Raw genomic sequence first — 17,329 nt, 5'->3', positions numbered from 1 at the left:
AAAAATTAAGATGCCAAGAAGGGATCGATTTGTTCATCGTCGTAGGGCACGCGCTCCAAACTGACCTGGGAAATGCGACGCCCCTCCAGCTCCTGAACCTTGAAGCGATACACGGCATCGCGCTGTTCAAGCTCACAGACATCACCGACCTTGGGTAACTGTCCAAAACGCGTCAGCAAATAGCCGGCCAAGGTGGCGTATTCTTCCTCTTCATCCACCAGTCCATCCACGCCCAGCATCTGTTCCAGATGATGCAGGTCCGTGGAGCCATCCAATAGCCAGTGGTCCTGGGATTCCTGAACAATATCGGGGGCTTCATCCTCGCTGGGAAAGTCACCCGCAATGGCTTCGAAAATATCCAAGGGCGTCACCAGCCCTTCAATCGCCCCAAACTCGTCCGTTACCAAGACCAATTGACCGCGGCTTTGCTTGATGGTTTCCATCAAGTCCAAAATTCCGATGGACTCATACACAAAGACTGGCTGACGCAATTGATCCACACGGATATGACCATGAATCAGCAGATCTGCCAGTAACTCTTTGCTTCGACCAATGCCAATAACCTCATCGAGCGAACCACGACAGACCGGCACCATGCTATGAGGTTCCTGTGTCATTTTGTCGCGCAGAACTTCGGGGGAGTCCTGAATATTCACCCAGGTAATGGCATTACGCGGCGTCATCACCGAATGCACGGTGCGCTCGGACAAGGTCAGCACACCGCTAACCATATTGCGCTCTTCCTGGCCAAATACCATTTGTGCCGATGCCCCTGGCAAATCCGGCCCAATGGCCGCCTCTCCCGAAGCGGGGCGCTTGCCCAACATGCGCAGCACAGCCTCGGCCGTACGCTCGCGCATGGGGCGACCCGCTTGCAACATACGCAGCTTGCGACGCGCCAACTGATTGAACATTTCGATCAAGATGGAGAAGGAAATGGCCGCATACAAGTAACCCTTGGGTACATGTATGCCAAAGCCTTCGACCAGCAAGGAAAAGCCAATCATCAACAAAAAGCCCAGGCACAAAATAACTACCGTAGGCCGACTGTTGATATAAGCCGTCAGCGGTTTGGAGGCCACCAGCATGATGCCAATGGCAATAATCACCGCCGCCATCATGACAGGCAGGTGATCGACCATCCCCACAGCCGTAATGACCGCATCCAGAGAAAATACGGCATCGAGCACCACAATCTGCGCCACGATGACCCAGAAGCTGGCATACATGCGCGACCCGGAGGCGTGAGCACTGCGGTTTTCAATACGCTCGTGCAGCTCCAGCGTACCTTTGAGCAGCAAGAAAAAGCCGCCCACTATCATGATCAGATCGCGACCTGAGAAATCCAGACCAAACACGGATACCAAAGGATCAGTCAACTGCACCAGATGGGACATGACCGTTAACAGGCCAAGACGCATCAGCAGGGCCAAGGACAGGCCCAGCACACGAGCACGATCACGCTGCGCGGGCGGCAACTTATCGACCAAAATTGCAATGAACACCAGGTTATCGATGCCCAGCACAATTTCCAGAATTACCAGTGTGAGCAACCCAACCCAAACGGTCGGGTCCATCAACCACTCCATCTCAGCTCCTTGGCGCTGTGACTAAAAGAACACCCCGGCGGTGCCGGGGTCTAGGTTCTTAATCTTGCAGGTGCGACAGCATCTGGATAAAGATCTTCGGGCTGGCGGCAATCACATTGCCGGTTTCTTTCCAGGTTTGCTCGCCTTCAAAGTCGCCGACCAGACCACCCGCTTCAGTCACCAGCAAGGTGCCGGCGGCCAAATCCCAGGGTTGCAGGTTGACGGCGCAGAAACCATCCAGACGGCCGGCGGCCACATAAGCCAAATCCAAAACCGTTGCACCCACGCGACGCACAGCCGCACATTCGGCCAGCATATCGGCAAATGGGGAGGTGGGTTTCACGCCCGCGCCCGAATCTGGCACGTGCGCACCGATCAAGGCATCGTGATAACGAGTCTGGCCCGATACACGAATACGACGGTCGTTCAGGAAAGCACCACCGCCACGGCTGGCCGTGAACATTTCATTGCGATTGGTATCATAAATAACGGCATGGGCAGCCTGACCACGGTGCATCAATGCAATTGAAATCGCGTAGCACGGAAAGCCGTGAATAAAGTTGGTGGTGCCATCCAGCGGATCAATGACCCATTGGTATTCAGGAGTGCCTTCGCCTGCGGGTTCCAGCGGTGGGCGCTCGCCCGTTTCCTCTCCGATAAAACCGTGATCGGGGTAGGCTTCGCTCAACACTTCAATGATGGCTTCCTCTGCTGCGCGATCCACTTCCGTGACATAATCTTTAGGGCCTTTACGCGCAACCGACAGGTGCTGGAGGTCTAGACTGGCGCGAGAGATAATGGTGCCGGCACGGCGAGCCGCCTTGATGGCGGTATTGAGCATCGGGTGCATGGAAATTCCGTTTTTTTAACAATAATTGAGCCTGCCTGGCGTGCCCTGTTGCAGGGCAAAATCGCGTGAGCAGACACAGGAAGCGTAGCTTCAAAGTAGCTATTTTAAATGACTCAGACGCAAGCATCGGCATTTGATGATAATTTTCACCGGGTTCGCTTCATTATGGTGCAACCCAGCCACCCTGGAAACGTGGGCGCAGCGGCGCGAGCGATCAAAACCATGGGCTTTGGCGACTTATGTCTGGTTGACCCGCTCGACCCGGACGTTGCACAAAACCCTCAGGCAATCTCACTGGCCAGCGGTGCCGTAGACGTTTTGGAGCAGGCCACGATTGTGCCTACCCTGGCGCATGCGCTGGAGCCGGTCACCCTGGCTTTTGCCCTGACAGCCCGCCCCCGCTACCTGGGACCGCCAGCCGCCGATATACGCCAGACCGCCGAACTGAGCCGTGAACATCTGCGCCAGCACGCCGGCACAGTGGCCATTGTGCTGGGTACCGAACGCGTGGGCCTGACCAACGATCACATCAGCCAGTGCCAGTACGTCTGCCATATTCCAGCCAATCCTGAATACAGTTCGCTCAATGTCGCCCAGGCTTTGCAACTGGCCGCCTGGGAATTGCGCTACGCCCTGCTGGCTGAAAGTGGTGCCAGCCTCCTGCCCAATACCGATGGCAAGGCAGACCCCGGCAAGGAACTGGCGCCTCAAGCCAAGGTGCAAGCGTTGCTGCAACACTGGGAACAGGCTATCGAAAGCGTCAAGTTCCTGGACCCCAAGCATCCCAAAAAACTGGTGCCCCGCATGCAGCACTTGTTTGGGCGAGCCCAACTCAGCCTGGACGAAGTCGATATGTTGCGCGGCCTGTGTACCGCCATGATCAAGACCGCGAAAACGGCAGGTCACCCTATTCCCGAGCAGCGTAAAGACGAATCGGCCGGCCCGGAACAGCGCTAAAGCTTGCGCTCCGCCCCACTTGCCCGCTGCTTGCAGGGGGCTCTACCGGAAATGAGCGATCACACAGTGGACACTTTCTCGGCTGGCGTATATTCTTACTGAGTTACTTTTCGGTAAGCATTAGCTGTTTTCAAGCATGAACACTCCCGAGACCGTAGAACCGCAGGATCAGGCTGGGCCGCGTACCCTGCAACGCGGCTTGCTGGTGCTCAAGACTTTGCAAAATCATCAAGGCAAAGGGCTGAGCGTCACTGACTTGTCACGCGCCACGCAATTACAGCGCCCCACCATCTACCGGCTGCTGGCCGCTCTGATCGATCACGGGCTGGTCCAGAACAGCAGCCATAGCCGTCGCTACAGTGCCACGCGCCAGGATCAGGGCCTGTTTGGGCTGGACCCGCGAGTCACCATCATGCAGCCCATCATGCAAGAGCTAGCGCAACTGACCGGCGATGCCGTTTTTCTGGTGGGCCGCGATGGCGACGACTCCATTAGCCTATGGCGCGAAATCGGCCCCTACCCGGTACAGATTCTGGCCACTTATGTCGGCAAGCGTCAGCCCTTGGGCGTAGGTTCCGGTGGCATGGCCTATCTGGCCACACTGGGAGACGAGGCCATCGAGCAAATTATCGAGCGCAATGCCAATCAGTTGGACCAGTACGGCGGCATGACCCAGCGCGAGATGCGCCAACTGGTCACCAATACCCGCATTCGCGGCTACTCGGTTGTCGGTAATTACGCTGTGCGCGGTGCCTTGGGTGTGGGCTGCGCCCTGTGCGACCACAAAGGCCGCCCCATTCTGGCCATGAGTGTCACGGCGATTACCGAACGCATGCCTGCGCCGCGTCAAAAAGAAATTGCCGGTCTACTGCGCGAGGCCCTGGATTCCGTGGCCGACAAATTTTAGGTCTGGGTGGATTTCCGTCTCTGAGCGGTGCCGGGACCGTTAAAACCCTCATCAGCACACGGCGCTCCCTGTGTGCTTTTTTACTGCTTTTTTACTCTCCCGCCCTTATTCCCTCTGCTTGCTTTTCCAATCAACACAGATGGCTCCCCCAAGCCCAGCCTGTCAAAACGAGGGAAACTACGCCGACGACAAGCCTGGCCCCTTCCCAAGCAGCACCCATTCCAAGATGACTCCTGGAAAATGTCCACTGCCAAGATTTTTCTTGCTGGCGCAATGGAACAATAGCTCATACAGGGCAATGGGTTAGTCGAGTTCCCGACCCTTTCCCGTTTTCTGTCTTCAATGTGCTGAGTGCCACATAGGGGCATCGTGATAGGAAACTTTGAAGCAACGCACTCTGGAGCAGGCCGCGCAGGACATGGCCGCCGGAGTAAGTCGGAAACATCGACCTATCGCCGATGGTTAAACGTGTGGCCGGCCTAGCCCGTGCGCGCTACGCGATGCTGGGCTACGACATGGGTTCATCCTTGTGCCATGGCGGCCAACGATCGAGCAACGGCTGGGGCAGCAACTCGCCGCGACGGTGTGCGCCAGCGGGGTGTCCTGGGATGTTGGAAAGCAACGTGGTCGAAGTCTCTAGCGCTCGGGGACACGGCCGACGAGTTCTGATCGTTGTTCTTCAAATACATGGATTAAATGATCGGCGACTGCTCGGACGCGCCTTGAGTGCGCCAGGTTGGAATGGATAGCCAGCCAGATTGGCTGATCTGCCCCCAGTTCGGACAGCAGGCAGATAAGCCCCGCCTGTCGGGCCAGAAAGTGCGGGAGCACCGCCAATCCAATGCCAGCCGTCGCGGCAGCCATCTGTGCTGACAGCGTGTTGGCTTCCATTTGGCACGGTCGTCCTCGCAACATGCGAGCGATCCATTTTGCGGCCGGCAGATGGCTATGGGACTCGGCCCAGCCAATGAAGCTATCGTCATCGAAGGTGGCCGCATCAGCTCCGGCGCTACGCGCATCGACGTATCCACGAGCGCCGTAAAGGCCGAATCCCAGGGTGCCCAGGCGCTTGATCGTGACGTTACCCGCTTCTGGTTTGACCATCCGCACAGCCAGATCGGCATCTCGCCGGTGCAAGTTCACGGTCTGTACACCGCTGACGATCTCCACACGCAGCTCAGGATGGGTGGCAAACAGCTTCGGCAACGAGGGGACGATGAGCGCGTTGGCCAGATTCTCTGCGGTGGCAAGGCGCACGCATCCAGCCACTTGCCCTTGCTGCCGTGCGGCTTCTCCGAAAGCCTGCCCGGCATGTTCCAGTGCTTCAGCATGCTCCAGCAGGGCTTCACCATCATCCGTGAGGCTGTAGCCACTCTGATGTCGGCTGAACAGTGGTACGCCTAGCGCCGCTTCCAGGCGATCCAATCGCCGTGACACGGTAGCAACGCCCATCTCAAGCGCGGTGGCCGCACCGCTCAAGGTGCCTGCACGCGCGATAGCCAAAAAGATACGGGCGTCATCCCATTGGATTTGAGCATTCATTTGTTTTCCGAATGTGGAAAATAAGTTTCCTATTTTATCTATTTTCCAATCACTTTTGGAAGATCATACTTCCCCCATCTTGTAAGGGGAAGTGCAATGCAAAGACGAAAGCTTGGACACGATCTGGAGGTTTTCGCCCTCGGCCTTGGCTGCATGGGCATGAGCGAGTTCTATGGCCCGCGCGACGATGAGCAGGCGCTACATCTGCTGGGTCAGGCAATCGGCATGGGCGTAGACTTCCTCGATACCGCCGACATGTATGGCCCACATCACAACGAAGAGTTGATAGGCCGCTTCCTTGCGACACGCAAACCGAAGGTGCAGATTGCGACCAAGTTTGGCATCGTGCGCAGGCCCGGCGAATATCGACGCAGCATCGACAACAGCCCAGATTACGCACAGAAATGTTGTGAAGCCTCGCTGCGTCGCCTTGGTGTCGAGCAAATCGACCTGTACTACGTCCATCGAATAGACCCTGCACAGGCGATTGAAGAAACGATGGAGGGCCTGGCCCGACTCGTACAGCAAGGTAAAGTCGCACGTATCGGCTTGTGTGAGGTCAGCGCGGCCACCCTGCGACGTGCGCATGCCATACATCCAGTGGCAGCAGTCCAGACCGAATATTCGTTGTGGACACGGGACGTGGAAACCGAGGTTCTCCCGACCTGCCGCGAACTGGGTATAGGCCTGGTGGCTTATTCGCCATTGGGGCGCGGCTTTCTGACGGGTCGGTTCCAGCAAGATGCGACCTTCGAGGAAGGCGACTTTCGCGCTAGCCTGCCACGCTTCCAGCCAGAGAACATCACCACCAACCGTTCCCTGGTCGATGTCATTTCATCCATCGCCGTGCGCAAGACATGCACGACGGCACACATCGCTTTGGCATGGCTATTGGCTCAAGGCAATGACATCGTGCCCATTCCTGGTACGCGTCGCGTCGCCCATCTGCAGGACAACTTGGGCGCGTTATCGGTTCGCCTGGAGCCAGAGGATCTGGCTGAACTGAGGCGTGCGCTCGACGCAGTACCAGTCGCCGGAGACCGCTATACCGAAGAAGGTATGAAAGGGGTCAACGCATGAGCAGCCCTCGTTCTGAACGGCGCGAGCAGGCTTTTGCGTTGCTGGCCCAACTTGACCCGCAGGCCCCCGAAAAGGTCGCCAGAAACCTCGACGAACTGTCTGACGACTTTGCCGAACTGGTGCTGGGGTTCGCCTTTACCGATGTAGTATCGCGCCCAGGCATCGACTTGCGCACCCGCGAAATGCTGACCGTCGCTGCACTGATGGCGATGGGCAACGCACCGGGGCAACTCGAATTCCATATCCGGGCCGCACTGAATGTCGGTGTCAGCAGGAACGAAATCGTGGAAATCCTACTACAGATTGCCGTCTATGCAGGTGTCCCGGCATGCATGAATGGCATCAGTGCAGCACGGAAAGCGTTTGCCTCACATGCACAGGCCCAGCAGAGCCCAGCAACTGGAGGGACAGCATGAATCAGTTCGCGTCTCCTCCAAATCAGGAGAGCATTTCATGGCGCACCTGGCTGGCTCTCATTGCGCTTGGCATTAGCGCATTCGCTATCGTGACGACTGAACTAGCCCCGATTGGCTTGCTTTCGCCGTTGGCGACCGAGTTTGGACAAACTGAAGGCTAGGCAGGATTGATCGTGACGGCGTATGCCTGGATAGCAGCGCTTACTGCGCTGCTATCCGCCATTTTCCTGGGGCGAGTGCCACGCAAACCGCTCTTGGTCGGCTTGATGCTGGTCTTGACCGTCTCCTGCGCGATCGCAGCTTTCAGTGCACAGTTTTCTATGCTTCTGGGGGCGCGGATGATAGGGGCGCTGGCACACGGCGCTTTCTGGGCAATGATTGGCTCCATTGGTGCGCAATTAGTGCCCGCACGGCAGGTTGGATTGGCAACGTCGATTATTTTCGGTGGCGTATCCGTTGCCAGTGTGCTGGGTGTGCCACTGGTCAACCTGCTGGCTCAACTCGATGGATGGCGAACGGCATTCATGGTGATAGCGGCACTGTCTCTGGTAGCGACCATCGCCATCGCTTGGAGCGTGCCACGCTTGTCGGCGTCAACATCCATCGGCCTGGATGCACTGACCAGCGTTCTCAAAAATCGAACATTCCAGGGAATCTATCTGACGACGGCTTGCGCAATCACCGCTCACTTCGCTGCCTTTACGTTTATCGAGCCTCTGCTTTCAAGTGCTCTGCGCATTCGTGTCAATCTCATCAGCACGCTACTACTGGTGTTCGGCATCGCAGGCATCGTGGGTAACTTGATTTCCGGGAAGTTGATTGACCGTCATCTCAAGCGTCTGGTTCTGATCTCCTTGGCACTGATGACCGCAAGCGTACTCGCAATCGGATGCCTACCCGTTGGAAGCTCTGCCTTCATCGTCGGTGTGCTGCTGCTGGGATGGGGTGCTGGCGTCGCGATCGTCTTTGTCGGCTTTCAAACCTGGATATTGAGATTGGCCGGATCGTCAGCGATGCCCGCCTCAGCCATCTATGTCGCCATTTTTAACGCGGCTATTGGCGCAGGTGCGCTGCTGGGAGGAATAGTGCTGTCCATGACAAGCCTGAGTGGATTGATGGTCATTGTTGGCAGTGCAATGGCAGCCAGTCTTATTCCGGTGATATTAATAAAAGCGCCCACTTCTTAGCTTGGCGGGTCTCAATAAAAAAGCCAAAGAGGACTCGCAAACTCGAATTGCAGCCGCACTGCCAGCAGGATGACGGCGTTCTCCAGCTCCTCAGTCTTGTCCAGTTGGCGAAACAACTTGCCCATGCCCTGGTCGCTGCTGAGGTGGGTGGCCTTGCCGTTGGGGAGTATCGGAACGTGGCGGCACGGATTGGTACTGCCGGGCCGATAGCCCCAAACTTCGACCAGATTGAACATGCGGCGAATGACGCGGTTCGCGTCGGCGCAGTCCAACGAAATGCGGCACTGGAGTCATGGTGAAACAAAAAAAACCGCCCAGTTTCAAACAGCGCCCTGCCCCCATTCAAACTGATCCTCAAATCCGTTCGTTTTAGCTAAATATCTCCACACCAGGGAAAACTGCCGGCCTTATAGCCGCCGTTGCCTGTCCACAGGCTCACCCCCCTCTCTTTCCCTAGGGTTAACGCGCCATCGTTTCGCCGCGCGTAAATAAACCGACATTTGCTTTATTGATCCCCTGCCGGGCCTGTCGCTATCTTGTGGGCACAACGATAAGCCCCCTAAGGGGCACGCCATAAAAACAAGGAAGGCGAGATACAGGCAACAGTCAACACCGAGGAGTACGCGCTAGCGGGACTGTGTATCCAGCATCCGAATCCAGAAGCCGACCCACTAGCCAGGTCGGGGAGACAAAAACAAGGATAAGTTCATTATGAACACCACTGCTACCATCTCGGCCAAACCCAGGCCAAACTTGCTGACCCGTTTCACCAATATCTGCGTGCGTTACGTAGAAAAATGGATGCCCGACCCGTATTTATTTGCGGTCATCCTGAGTTTGCTGGTTGTTGGATTGATTGCCCTGTTTGTCGATGGTGCCACCCCCGGAGGAATGGTGGATGCCTGGTATCGCGGGGTATGGGGGCCTAAAAGTATTTTTACCTTTGCTCTGCAAATGGTGCTAATTCTGGTGACAGGTTACACCCTGGCCGAAGCACCACCGCTAAAACGCGCCATTATCTGGCTGGCATCCCGTGCCCGAACCCAAGTTGAGGGTGCCCTGTTGTGCTTTGCTGTAGGTTCAATCTTCTGCCTGTTGAACTGGGGCCTGGGGCTGGTTGCTGGCGCCCTGGTCGCACGCCAGGTTGCCCGTCGCCTGCCCCATGTCCACTTTGGTTATCTGATTGCCTCGGGCTATATGGGCTACCTGCTCTGGACTCAAGGTCTGTCCAGCTCGATTGCCCTGGCCAATACTGACCCCAACAGCCCCATCAACGTCATCCATCAACTGACCAGCATGACGGTGCCTTTTAGCCTGACCATTTTCCAGCCCTATAGCTGGATCCCGGTCGTGGCCCTGATCATCTTGCTGTTTCTGACAATCTGGCGCATGGAGCCCGACTACGCCTTGCCTCCCGACCCCGCTGTCTTTGCAGATATTGAAAAGGATCTACCCAAAACCAAACCCAACACTCCAGCCGAAAAACTGGAAAACCTATGGATTCTGAACGTACTGTTCTTTTCTGCGGGTATGTACTACTTCGTGCGCAGCGGTTTTGCGCTGAACATCTCATCCATGATCATGCTGTTCACCGTTACCGGTGCTCTGCTGCACTGGACCCCTATCCGTTTTATCAAGTCCTTTGTCGAGTCCGCCAAAACAGCAGGCCCGCTGATTTTGCAATACCCACTGTACGGCGGCATCATGGGCTTGCTGGCCTATATCCCCATGCAAGGAGGTCATGCTCTAGAGGAAATACTGTCCTCGGCGCTGGTGACCGGGGCCAATGAATACACCCTGCCCTTTCTGACCTTTATCGCCTCCATCATCATCTCGCTGTTTGTTCCTTCCGGTGGCGGACACTGGGGGGTGCAAGGCCCCATCGCCGTGCAATCGGCCTTGGCCATGGGTCAGGACAGCCCCGCCTATCTGGGCCTGATGTCCATGGCAGTGGCCTTTGGCGAAGCAGTGGCCAATATGATCCAGCCTTTCTGGCTCCTGCCTGTGCTAGCCATTGCACGCTTGAATGTACGGCAAGTCATGGGCTTTACCGTCGTGGCCTTTCTGATTGGCACCGTCGTGTTGACGATTGCCATTCTTATTGCCCCCTTCACGCTCTAAGGACTTGCCATGTCTGTGAATGATTTCGCTACCCGAAACATGACATCCAGCCAGAAGGCGGCAGAAGCAGCGATTGCCCGCTACGAGCAAACCGAGGATCTGATTCAGGCCTTTGCCCATCTGGACAAGGAGCAGGTACGGCGCATCGCCCAAGAACAGGAGAGCAACACGGGCCCCTTGAAGGGGCTGGTCATCGGCATCAAGGATTTGATCAATACCAAGGACGCGCCAGCCACCTATGGGTCACCCATTTATCGCGACAACCGCCCCACCCAGGATGCCGCCATTGTGCAAGCCCTGATGGCGGCCGGTGCCGTGCCATTTGGCAAAACCGTCACCACGGAGTTTGCCTTGTTCAGCCCGCCCAAGACACGCAACCCCTGGAATCTGGAGCATACCCCGGGCGGTTCCTCGTCCGGCTCGGCCGCTGCCGTGGCCGCCAATGTGGTTCCGGTGGCCTTGGGCACCCAGACAGCGGGGTCCGTGGTGCGTCCTGCCACCTTCTGCGGAATTTATGGCTTCAAGCCCAGCTTTGGTGCCCTGCCCAGCAGCGGGCTGAAAACCATCAGCCCCTCTTTGGATACCGTGGGGATTCTTGGCCAAGGCCTGGACGATGTACGCCGGGTCTTTAACGCCCTGCGCAGCACGCCGGAAGTGTCGCAAGTCCTGCTGCAAGCCCCTTTGCGCATGAGCTTTTTACACACCCCCTGGTGGGACGACATTGCCGAGGACCTACGCGATCGGCTGGAGGCCATCGTCACCCACCTAAAAAGGGACGAGGGCCAGTTTGAGATTCAACTTAGCGATAAGGACAAGCTATTTGGAGAACTGACCCACGCTCAGCAAACCGTCATGGGCGCTGAAGTGTTGATCCATTTAGGCCATGAACGCCAGCACCACCTTGAACAGCTCTCGCCGGCTTTACAAACCTATCTGGAGAAATCTGCACAGATCCCGACTGCCGAGCTGACCCAGGCCCAAGCCGTAATCAACCAGGTCAAGCGTCAGCCCGAACTGATCTTCGGCGAGGCGGACCTGATCCTGAGCGCCGCTGCCCTGGGCGAGGCACCTGCGCGCGACACCACGGGCGATCCCGTACTGTGCCGTGCCTGGACGGCGCTGGGCATTCCGTGCATCAACCTGCCACTCGGTTTTGGCAACCACGGGCTTCCGTTAGGACTGCAAGTGGCCGCCCGCCCCGGGCAGGACGACCTACTGCTCGAGGCGGCCACCCGCATTGCCCATCGTCTGGGCACCTTAACAATCGCGCTGCCTGAACTACGATCCTGAAGGGCCAGGCAGCTTGTTTAACGAATCACATCGACAGAGGTATGACAGGGAAACCCAATGACGGACAGCAACTGGAATCTTAAGAATCAAGCCCGCCAGCAAAGACTGCAACGTGCCCGCCGCGCACTGGGAGACTCTTTGCAAGGCAAACTATGCAGCACGGATAAAGCCAGCGCCTTGCTGGAAGCCGTATTACAAGTAGGAGATCGAGTCTGCCTGGAAGGCAATAACCAGAAGCAGGCCGATTTTCTGGCCGACGCACTGGTAGGAGTCGACCCAGCGCAGATTCACGACCTGCACATGGTGCAATCCGTGCTGGCTTTGCCCCAGCATCTGGATGTGTTTGAAAAAGGCATTGCCAGCCGCCTGGACTTCAGTTTTTCCGGCCCGCAAGGTGCGCGCCTGGCCAGGCTGGCCTCGGCAGGGCGGCTGAACATCGGTGCCATTCATACCTATCTGGAGTTGTTTGCCCGTTACTTTGTCGATTTGACCCCAAATGTCGCGCTCATCGCGGCTCAGGCCGCCGATGAGCATGGCAATCTGTACACCGGCCCCAATACCGAAGACACCCCGGCCATTGTGGAGGCCACCGCGTTTTCCGGCGGCATTGTCATCGCCCAGGTCAACGAGCTGGTCGACAGCAAGACCACCCGCCTGCCGCGCGTGGATATTCCCGCCGACTGGGTGAACTTCGTGGTGCCTGCTCCGCGCCCACACTTTATTGAACCGCTGTTTACCCGCGACCCCGCCCAGATCAGCGAAATCCAGGTCTTGATGGCCATGATGGCCATCAAAGGCATCTACGCAGAGTACGGCGTGCAACGCCTGAACCATGGCATCGGTTTTGATACCGCCGCCATTGAATTGCTGCTACCCACTTACGGGGAGTCGCTGGGCCTGAAAGGCAAGATTTGCCAGCACTGGGCCTTGAATCCTCACCCTGCCCTGATCCCGGCCATTGAAGCCGGTTGGGTGCAATCGGTACACTCCTTCGGCTCCGAGCTGGGCATGGAAAACTATCTGCGTGCCCGCTCCGATGTGTTCTTCACCGGCCCGGATGGCAGCATGCGCAGCAACCGCGCTTTCTGTCAGGCGGCCGGCCACTACGCCTGCGACCTGTTCATCGGCTCCACCTTGCAGATCGACCTGCAGGGCAACAGCTCCACCGCCACGCTCGGCCGTATTGCCGGTTTTGGTGGCGCACCCAATATGGGCGCGGATGCACGCGGTCGTCGCCACACCAGCCCCGCCTGGTTGAAGGCCGGTCAACAAGCCCGCGAAGGTCGTCAGGGTGCAGCCGGTACGCCGCGTGGTCAAAAGCTGGTGGTGCAAATTGTGGAGACCTTCCGCGAACACATGACCCCCGCTTTTGTAGACACTCTGGACGCCTGGACCCTGCAAGAACAGACCGGCATGGATCTGCCTCCCATCATGGTGTACGGGGACGATGTCACCCACATCCTGACTGAAGAAGGCATCGCCAATCTCTTGCTGTGCCGTACCGACGAAGAACGCGAGCAAGCCATACGCGGCGTTGCGGGGTACACACAAGTGGGCCTGGGCCGCGATACCCGCATGGTGGAGAACCTGCGCGATCGCGGCATCATCCGTCGCCCCCAGGATCTGGGCATAGACCCACGCCAGGCCACACGCAATCTGTTAGCCGCACGCAGCATGCGGGATCTGGTTCAGGCCTCCGGCGGGCTGTATCAACCGCCGGCACGCTTTCGTAACTGGTAATGGCCCGCCACGCTATTTGCATTAGGAGATCACGATGACAAACCGTCCTCATGGCCTGGAAACCCTGGCCTACCGTTTCAAAGGACAAGAGCCCATCGCCACCTTCCAGCCAGTGCTGGTGGGCGTCGTAGGCTCGGGCAATCTGGAAGTGCTGGCCGAGCCCAAGGACAGCCCCGACTGCACCATCCATATTCACACCTCGGCACGCGGCTTCTCCACGATCTGGGATGCGGTGGTACGGGACTTTCACCAGCGCCATCCGCTGGCCGGTATTCACTTTGACATCAACGATATGGGGGCCACCCCGGCCGTGGTCAGCCTGCGTCTGGACCAGGCCGCCAGCGAAGCCCTGGCACGCAGCCAAGCACAAGGAACACCGTCATGAGCAGTTATCTGGAATGTTCTGCCCGCCAGCGCGTCCAGGCTCTGTTTGACGCGAACAGCTTTCACGAATGGCTGCCCCCCGCACAACGCTTGAGCAGCCCTCACTTAGCCCAATTGGGGGTGCCTTCTTCCTTTGATGATGGCGTGGCCATCGGCCATGCCTTGCTGGAAGGACAGACCGTTTATGTGGCCGCACAAGAGGGCGAGTTCATGGGCGGTGGCGTGGGCGAAGTTCACGGCGCCAAACTGGTGGGCCTGCTGCGCCGAGCCTTGATCGACCGCCCTGCGGGTGTGGTACTGCTGCTGGAGTCCGGTGGTGTGCGCTTGCACGAAGCCAATGCCGGGTTGATTGCCGTCTCCGAAGTGATGCGCGCCTTGCTGGATACGCGTAATGCCGGTGTGCCGGTGATTGCCTTGGTGGGTGGGCAAAACGGTTGCTTTGGTGGCATGGGCATTGTGGCCCGCTGCACCAACCACCTGATCATGAGTGACGTAGGCCGTCTGGCCATGTCCGGCCCGGAGGTGATTGAAGCCTCGCACGGCGTTGAAGAATACGACTCCAAAGATCGTGCTTTGGTCTGGCAAACCAGTGGCGGAAAACACCGCTGGTTAACGGCGGATTGCGACGATCTCGTGTCCGATACCGTGGCCGCTTTCCGCGCCGCTGCCATACAAGGATTGAAAAACCCGGCCCGTGGCCCGGTCACCCTGGAAGAGCTCGAGCAGGAACATCAGTTGCTGGCACACCGCGCGGCCCTGCTGCCCGTAGAGCAATGGGATCACACCGAGAATCAGGCCCAGACCTTGTGGCAAGCGCTGGGGCTGGAACAAAGCGATCACGTCGGGCAGATGGACGCGGCCGCCGTCAAAGCATTACGCCGCCAGGAGGTGCTGTCATGAAATGGGAAACACTGGTGCAATCGCTGTTCGATACGCAGCACAGCATCACCGAACAGAGTTTGTTCTTGCAAGGCAATGCCGAGTTTGATGGCCAGACCCTGGCCGTTATCGGGACTACCGAACACGCCCCCATCGGCGTGGCTCTGGCCCTGACCCAGGCACAGGCCGTGCTGGACATCATCAAGAACCATCCAGGCCGCAGCCTGCTGCTGTTGGTCGATACCCAAGGCCAGCAACTGCGCCGCCGCGATGAGCTGCTGGGCATCAACCGCGCTATGGCTCACTTGGGCATGTGCCTGGATCTGGCCCGACGCAAAGGCCACAAAGTCATTGGGCTGGTATATGACCAGGCTCTGTCCGGTGGTTTCATCACCTCCGGCCTGATTGCCGATGCCTGCTATGCCGTGCCTGAAGCCGAGATCCGCGTCATGCGCATCCCTGCCATGGCCCGCGTCACCAAACTGCCCGAAGCCATGTTGGAAGAGCTGGCGCAATCCAATCCGGTCTTTGCGCCTGGCGTCGGCAACTACGTGGCCATGGGAGGTATTGAGTCTGTCTGGGAGAGCAGTTCGCCAGAGCAACTGCGCGCTTCTTTACGTGCGGCACTGGCCCAGTCCAATAATCAGGATCGCCGCGCCAGCGAGGGTGCCGAACGTGGTGGCCGCCGTCTGGCTGCGCAGATCATTGAACAGGTCTTGCAGGCATCCTGATGACCGCCCCACTGCCCGCTCGCCGTCACCACCTGATCACGCTGGACAGCACTGCCTGGGATCAGGTGCTGGCTGATCTGGAGCCGAGCAGCCACGCCTATCAATGCCTGTGCAGATGGCAGGCCCGTGACTGGCCTCTGGTCGTCAGCCGTCAGCCGGGCGAGCTGCGTAGCGGGCAACTGCAAGTGGGTATTCCTTTGCCGACCGATTGGGGGCGGCAAAGGCTGTCCCTGATCGTTCCCCAGGCTCGGAGCGTGAGCTGGGGCAGTTTCCCCCCCGCCCATGAAGCCCAAACCTTACTGCCGGTTTCCTTGGCACAAGACTGGCTGAGCTTATGCCAACAGATGCAGGCACACGGCTGCACCGCTCAAATTTATGGTAGTTATGGCTGGGAACTGATCACCGGACAAGGCTATGTACGTGAAGGCTCGGATCTGGATTTGCTGCTGCCCGTGCAGTGCGCCACGCAGGCCGATCGTCTGGTGCAGCTATTACGTGCGGCCAACGAATGGCCCGGTTTCCCCCGTCTGGATGGCGAGCTGCTGTTTCCCAACGACGACGCCATTGCCTGGCGTGAATGGCAGCAATGGCGCAGCGGTGCCAGCCGCAAAGTCATGATCAAACACACGCATGGTTTACGTATTCAGGCGCACTCGGACTGGCCCGAGCACGCCCCTAGCCTAGAGTCCTCTCATGCTGCTTGATGCAATTGAAACAAGGGCATTGGCGCAGTTACCCACTGCCCCCGACTACATGGATCCATCTCGTTCCTGGAGTTGCACGGCCATAGGCCGGGCAGCCGTTCTGGCGCTGTATGACGAGCTGATTCTGGCCCCCAAACCCGGGCTGGTTTCCCTGATCGACAGCGGCAGCCATGACGATATGGATGCCAGCACTTTTTATCGCAGTCTGTTTGCCTTGCGCCACTACTTCACCGACATGGCGGCCCTGGGCCAACAGCGTGTTCCATTCAGCCAACTGCAAACTCGCGGGATTGCAGCGGAGGCTCGCATGCAGGCCGCCACGGGGGGCATCAATACCCACCGTGGCGCCATTTTCATGCTGGGCCTGTTGTGCGCAGCCGCAGGCGCCTGCCTTCCTTTTCGCTCCCTGACTCCCGCCACGATTCGGGACCAACTTCAAGCATTATGGGGGGCGGCTTTACAGGCCCGCAGCCAGCAAGCGTCGTCCGCACTGCCGGGCGGACGGGCGGTACGCCGCTATGGCTTGCAAGGCGCGAACCAGGAAGCCGCCCAAGGCTTTCCCACCTTGTTTGAAACGGCCTGGCCCGCCTGGCAAGTCGCTGTCAACATTTTGTCTCCGCACAGCACACCAGTAGCAGAACGGCAGTTGCAGACCGTCGGTTTGCATACCTTCTTTTCTGTTATGGCGGTCCTTGACGATAGTAATCTGGCCCATCGTGGCGGACTGGAGGGACTACACTACGCGCGCCGCTGCGCCGCACAATACTTACAAGCGGGCAGTGCGTTCACCCCCGACGCAATGCAACGCGCCCAAGACTTGCATCAAGCCTTCATGAAACGCCGCCTGTCCCCCGGAGGCGCAGCCGACACCTTGTCGGCCTGCTGCTGGCTGGACCGATTGCAAGCGTATGCACCCGGCGGGGCCAGCCAGCGCCGCCCTACTGGAGCCTGA

Annotated in this window: 17 protein-coding genes and 1 pseudogene; 14 read left to right on the top strand and 4 right to left on the bottom strand. The window is 58.3% G+C overall.

Translation table 11 applies throughout. The annotated features are described in order from the left end of the window. Positions 1-5: 5 nt before the first annotated feature. Positions 6-1,589, bottom strand: a complete 1,584-nt coding sequence (locus LNA76_RS11750; RefSeq protein WP_094195898.1) for a TerC family protein — start codon at positions 1,587-1,589, stop codon at positions 6-8. 58 nt (positions 1,590-1,647) lie between these two features. Next, positions 1,648-2,439 carry an inositol monophosphatase family protein gene (locus LNA76_RS11745; RefSeq protein WP_009457824.1) on the bottom strand — a complete coding sequence of 264 codons (792 nt, stop codon included), beginning with the start codon at positions 2,437-2,439 and terminating at the stop codon, positions 1,648-1,650. Positions 2,440-2,547: 108 nt separating this feature from the next. On the opposite strand from LNA76_RS11745, the gene LNA76_RS11740 reads away from it, so the two are divergent. The 3 genes from LNA76_RS11740 to LNA76_RS18000 all read left to right on the top strand — a co-directional run bounded on the left by LNA76_RS11740 (position 2,548) and on the right by LNA76_RS18000 (position 4,943). After that, positions 2,548-3,396, top strand: a complete 849-nt coding sequence (locus LNA76_RS11740) for an RNA methyltransferase (RefSeq protein ID WP_094195897.1) — start codon at positions 2,548-2,550, stop codon at positions 3,394-3,396. A 136-nt stretch (positions 3,397-3,532) separates the two neighbouring features. Next, positions 3,533-4,303, top strand: coding sequence for an IclR family transcriptional regulator (locus LNA76_RS11735; protein WP_094195896.1), 771 nt, complete (start codon positions 3,533-3,535; stop codon positions 4,301-4,303). A 523-nt stretch (positions 4,304-4,826) separates the two neighbouring features. Continuing rightward, complete coding sequence (locus tag LNA76_RS18000) at positions 4,827-4,943, top strand: DUF3363 domain-containing protein (protein ID WP_125277119.1); 117 nt, start codon at positions 4,827-4,829, stop codon at positions 4,941-4,943. Here the strand turns inward: LNA76_RS18000 and LNA76_RS11730 are convergent. Continuing rightward, complete coding sequence (locus LNA76_RS11730) at positions 4,940-5,845, bottom strand: LysR family transcriptional regulator (RefSeq protein ID WP_230019125.1); 906 nt, start codon at positions 5,843-5,845, stop codon at positions 4,940-4,942. The two genes, LNA76_RS18000 and LNA76_RS11730, sit on opposite strands and share 4 nt — an antisense overlap. Before the next feature lie 96 nt (positions 5,846-5,941). Here LNA76_RS11730 and LNA76_RS11725 point away from each other — a divergent pair, with 96 nt between their 5' ends. From LNA76_RS11725 to LNA76_RS11715, 3 genes are all read left to right on the top strand, one after another. Then, positions 5,942-6,925, top strand: coding sequence for an aldo/keto reductase (locus LNA76_RS11725; RefSeq protein ID WP_230019124.1), 984 nt, complete (start codon positions 5,942-5,944; stop codon positions 6,923-6,925). Then, positions 6,922-7,341, top strand: coding sequence for a carboxymuconolactone decarboxylase family protein (locus LNA76_RS11720; protein ID WP_125276971.1), 420 nt, complete (start codon positions 6,922-6,924; stop codon positions 7,339-7,341). Before LNA76_RS11725 ends, LNA76_RS11720 begins: the two co-directional genes overlap by 4 nt. A gap of 173 nt (positions 7,342-7,514) precedes the next feature. Further along, on the top strand, positions 7,515-8,528 hold the full coding sequence (locus LNA76_RS11715) for an MFS transporter (RefSeq protein WP_230019191.1): 1,014 nt from the start codon (positions 7,515-7,517) through the stop codon (positions 8,526-8,528). 35 nt (positions 8,529-8,563) lie between these two features. On the opposite strand, the pseudogene LNA76_RS11710 reads toward LNA76_RS11715, so the two are convergent. After that, a pseudogene (locus tag LNA76_RS11710) lies at positions 8,564-8,791 on the bottom strand (integrase); the annotation flags it as partial. Positions 8,792-9,239: 448 nt separating this feature from the next. Here LNA76_RS11710 and LNA76_RS11705 point away from each other — a divergent pair. The 8 genes from LNA76_RS11705 to LNA76_RS11670 are packed head-to-tail and all read left to right on the top strand — an operon-like array spanning position 9,240 to position 17,329. Continuing rightward, the gene (locus tag LNA76_RS11705) at positions 9,240-10,649 is read left to right on the top strand and encodes a short-chain fatty acid transporter (RefSeq protein WP_230019123.1); all 1,410 of its coding nucleotides are present in this window, start codon (positions 9,240-9,242) and stop codon (positions 10,647-10,649) included. Between the two features lie 9 nt (positions 10,650-10,658). Continuing rightward, positions 10,659-11,939, top strand: a complete 1,281-nt coding sequence (locus tag LNA76_RS11700) for an amidase (protein WP_230019122.1) — start codon at positions 10,659-10,661, stop codon at positions 11,937-11,939. A gap of 57 nt (positions 11,940-11,996) precedes the next feature. Further along, positions 11,997-13,679, top strand: coding sequence for a malonate decarboxylase subunit alpha (gene mdcA, locus LNA76_RS11695; protein ID WP_230019121.1), 1,683 nt, complete (start codon positions 11,997-11,999; stop codon positions 13,677-13,679). A 34-nt stretch (positions 13,680-13,713) separates the two neighbouring features. Next, positions 13,714-14,064, top strand: coding sequence for a malonate decarboxylase acyl carrier protein (gene mdcC, locus LNA76_RS11690; RefSeq protein ID WP_230019120.1), 351 nt, complete (start codon positions 13,714-13,716; stop codon positions 14,062-14,064). Further along, complete coding sequence (locus LNA76_RS11685; RefSeq protein ID WP_094195891.1) at positions 14,061-14,963, top strand: biotin-independent malonate decarboxylase subunit beta; 903 nt, start codon at positions 14,061-14,063, stop codon at positions 14,961-14,963. The genes mdcC and LNA76_RS11685 overlap by 4 nt, the downstream gene beginning before the upstream one ends. Continuing rightward, complete coding sequence (mdcE, locus tag LNA76_RS11680) at positions 14,960-15,673, top strand: biotin-independent malonate decarboxylase subunit gamma (RefSeq protein ID WP_094195890.1); 714 nt, start codon at positions 14,960-14,962, stop codon at positions 15,671-15,673. The genes LNA76_RS11685 and mdcE overlap by 4 nt, the downstream gene beginning before the upstream one ends. Continuing rightward, positions 15,673-16,377 carry a malonate decarboxylase holo-[acyl-carrier-protein] synthase gene (mdcG, locus tag LNA76_RS11675; protein ID WP_230019119.1) on the top strand — a complete coding sequence of 235 codons (705 nt, stop codon included), beginning with the start codon at positions 15,673-15,675 and terminating at the stop codon, positions 16,375-16,377. The genes mdcE and mdcG overlap by 1 nt, the downstream gene beginning before the upstream one ends. Then, positions 16,367-17,329 carry a triphosphoribosyl-dephospho-CoA synthase gene (locus LNA76_RS11670; protein WP_230019118.1) on the top strand — a complete coding sequence of 321 codons (963 nt, stop codon included), beginning with the start codon at positions 16,367-16,369 and terminating at the stop codon, positions 17,327-17,329. Before mdcG ends, LNA76_RS11670 begins: the two co-directional genes overlap by 11 nt.

This window comes from Alcaligenes sp. MMA, from assembly GCF_020907215.1.
In the GTDB taxonomy this organism is placed as follows: domain Bacteria; phylum Pseudomonadota; class Gammaproteobacteria; order Burkholderiales; family Burkholderiaceae_B; genus Alcaligenes; species Alcaligenes aquatilis.
This window is presented reverse-complemented; position numbering and strand designations above follow the sequence as displayed.

Excerpts from the sequence above, each read along its gene's own strand:
- LNA76_RS11750 (WP_094195898.1), bottom strand. The coding sequence starts at position 1,589 with ATGGAGTGGTTGATGGACCCGACCGTTTGGGTTGGGTTGCTCACACTG.
- LNA76_RS11745 (WP_009457824.1), bottom strand. The coding sequence starts at position 2,439 with ATGCACCCGATGCTCAATACCGCCATCAAGGCGGCTCGCCGTGCCGGC.
- LNA76_RS11740 (WP_094195897.1), top strand. The coding sequence starts at position 2,548 with ATGACTCAGACGCAAGCATCGGCATTTGATGATAATTTTCACCGGGTT.
- LNA76_RS11735 (WP_094195896.1), top strand. The coding sequence starts at position 3,533 with ATGAACACTCCCGAGACCGTAGAACCGCAGGATCAGGCTGGGCCGCGT.
- LNA76_RS11730 (WP_230019125.1), bottom strand. The coding sequence starts at position 5,845 with ATGAATGCTCAAATCCAATGGGATGACGCCCGTATCTTTTTGGCTATC.
- LNA76_RS11725 (WP_230019124.1), top strand. The coding sequence starts at position 5,942 with ATGCAAAGACGAAAGCTTGGACACGATCTGGAGGTTTTCGCCCTCGGC.
- LNA76_RS11720 (WP_125276971.1), top strand. The coding sequence starts at position 6,922 with ATGAGCAGCCCTCGTTCTGAACGGCGCGAGCAGGCTTTTGCGTTGCTG.
- LNA76_RS11705 (WP_230019123.1), top strand. The coding sequence starts at position 9,240 with ATGAACACCACTGCTACCATCTCGGCCAAACCCAGGCCAAACTTGCTG.
- LNA76_RS11700 (WP_230019122.1), top strand. The coding sequence starts at position 10,659 with ATGTCTGTGAATGATTTCGCTACCCGAAACATGACATCCAGCCAGAAG.
- mdcA (WP_230019121.1), top strand. The coding sequence starts at position 11,997 with ATGACGGACAGCAACTGGAATCTTAAGAATCAAGCCCGCCAGCAAAGA.
- mdcC (WP_230019120.1), top strand. The coding sequence starts at position 13,714 with ATGACAAACCGTCCTCATGGCCTGGAAACCCTGGCCTACCGTTTCAAA.
- LNA76_RS11685 (WP_094195891.1), top strand. The coding sequence starts at position 14,061 with ATGAGCAGTTATCTGGAATGTTCTGCCCGCCAGCGCGTCCAGGCTCTG.
- mdcE (WP_094195890.1), top strand. The coding sequence starts at position 14,960 with ATGAAATGGGAAACACTGGTGCAATCGCTGTTCGATACGCAGCACAGC.
- mdcG (WP_230019119.1), top strand. The coding sequence starts at position 15,673 with ATGACCGCCCCACTGCCCGCTCGCCGTCACCACCTGATCACGCTGGAC.
- LNA76_RS11670 (WP_230019118.1), top strand. The coding sequence starts at position 16,367 with ATGCTGCTTGATGCAATTGAAACAAGGGCATTGGCGCAGTTACCCACT.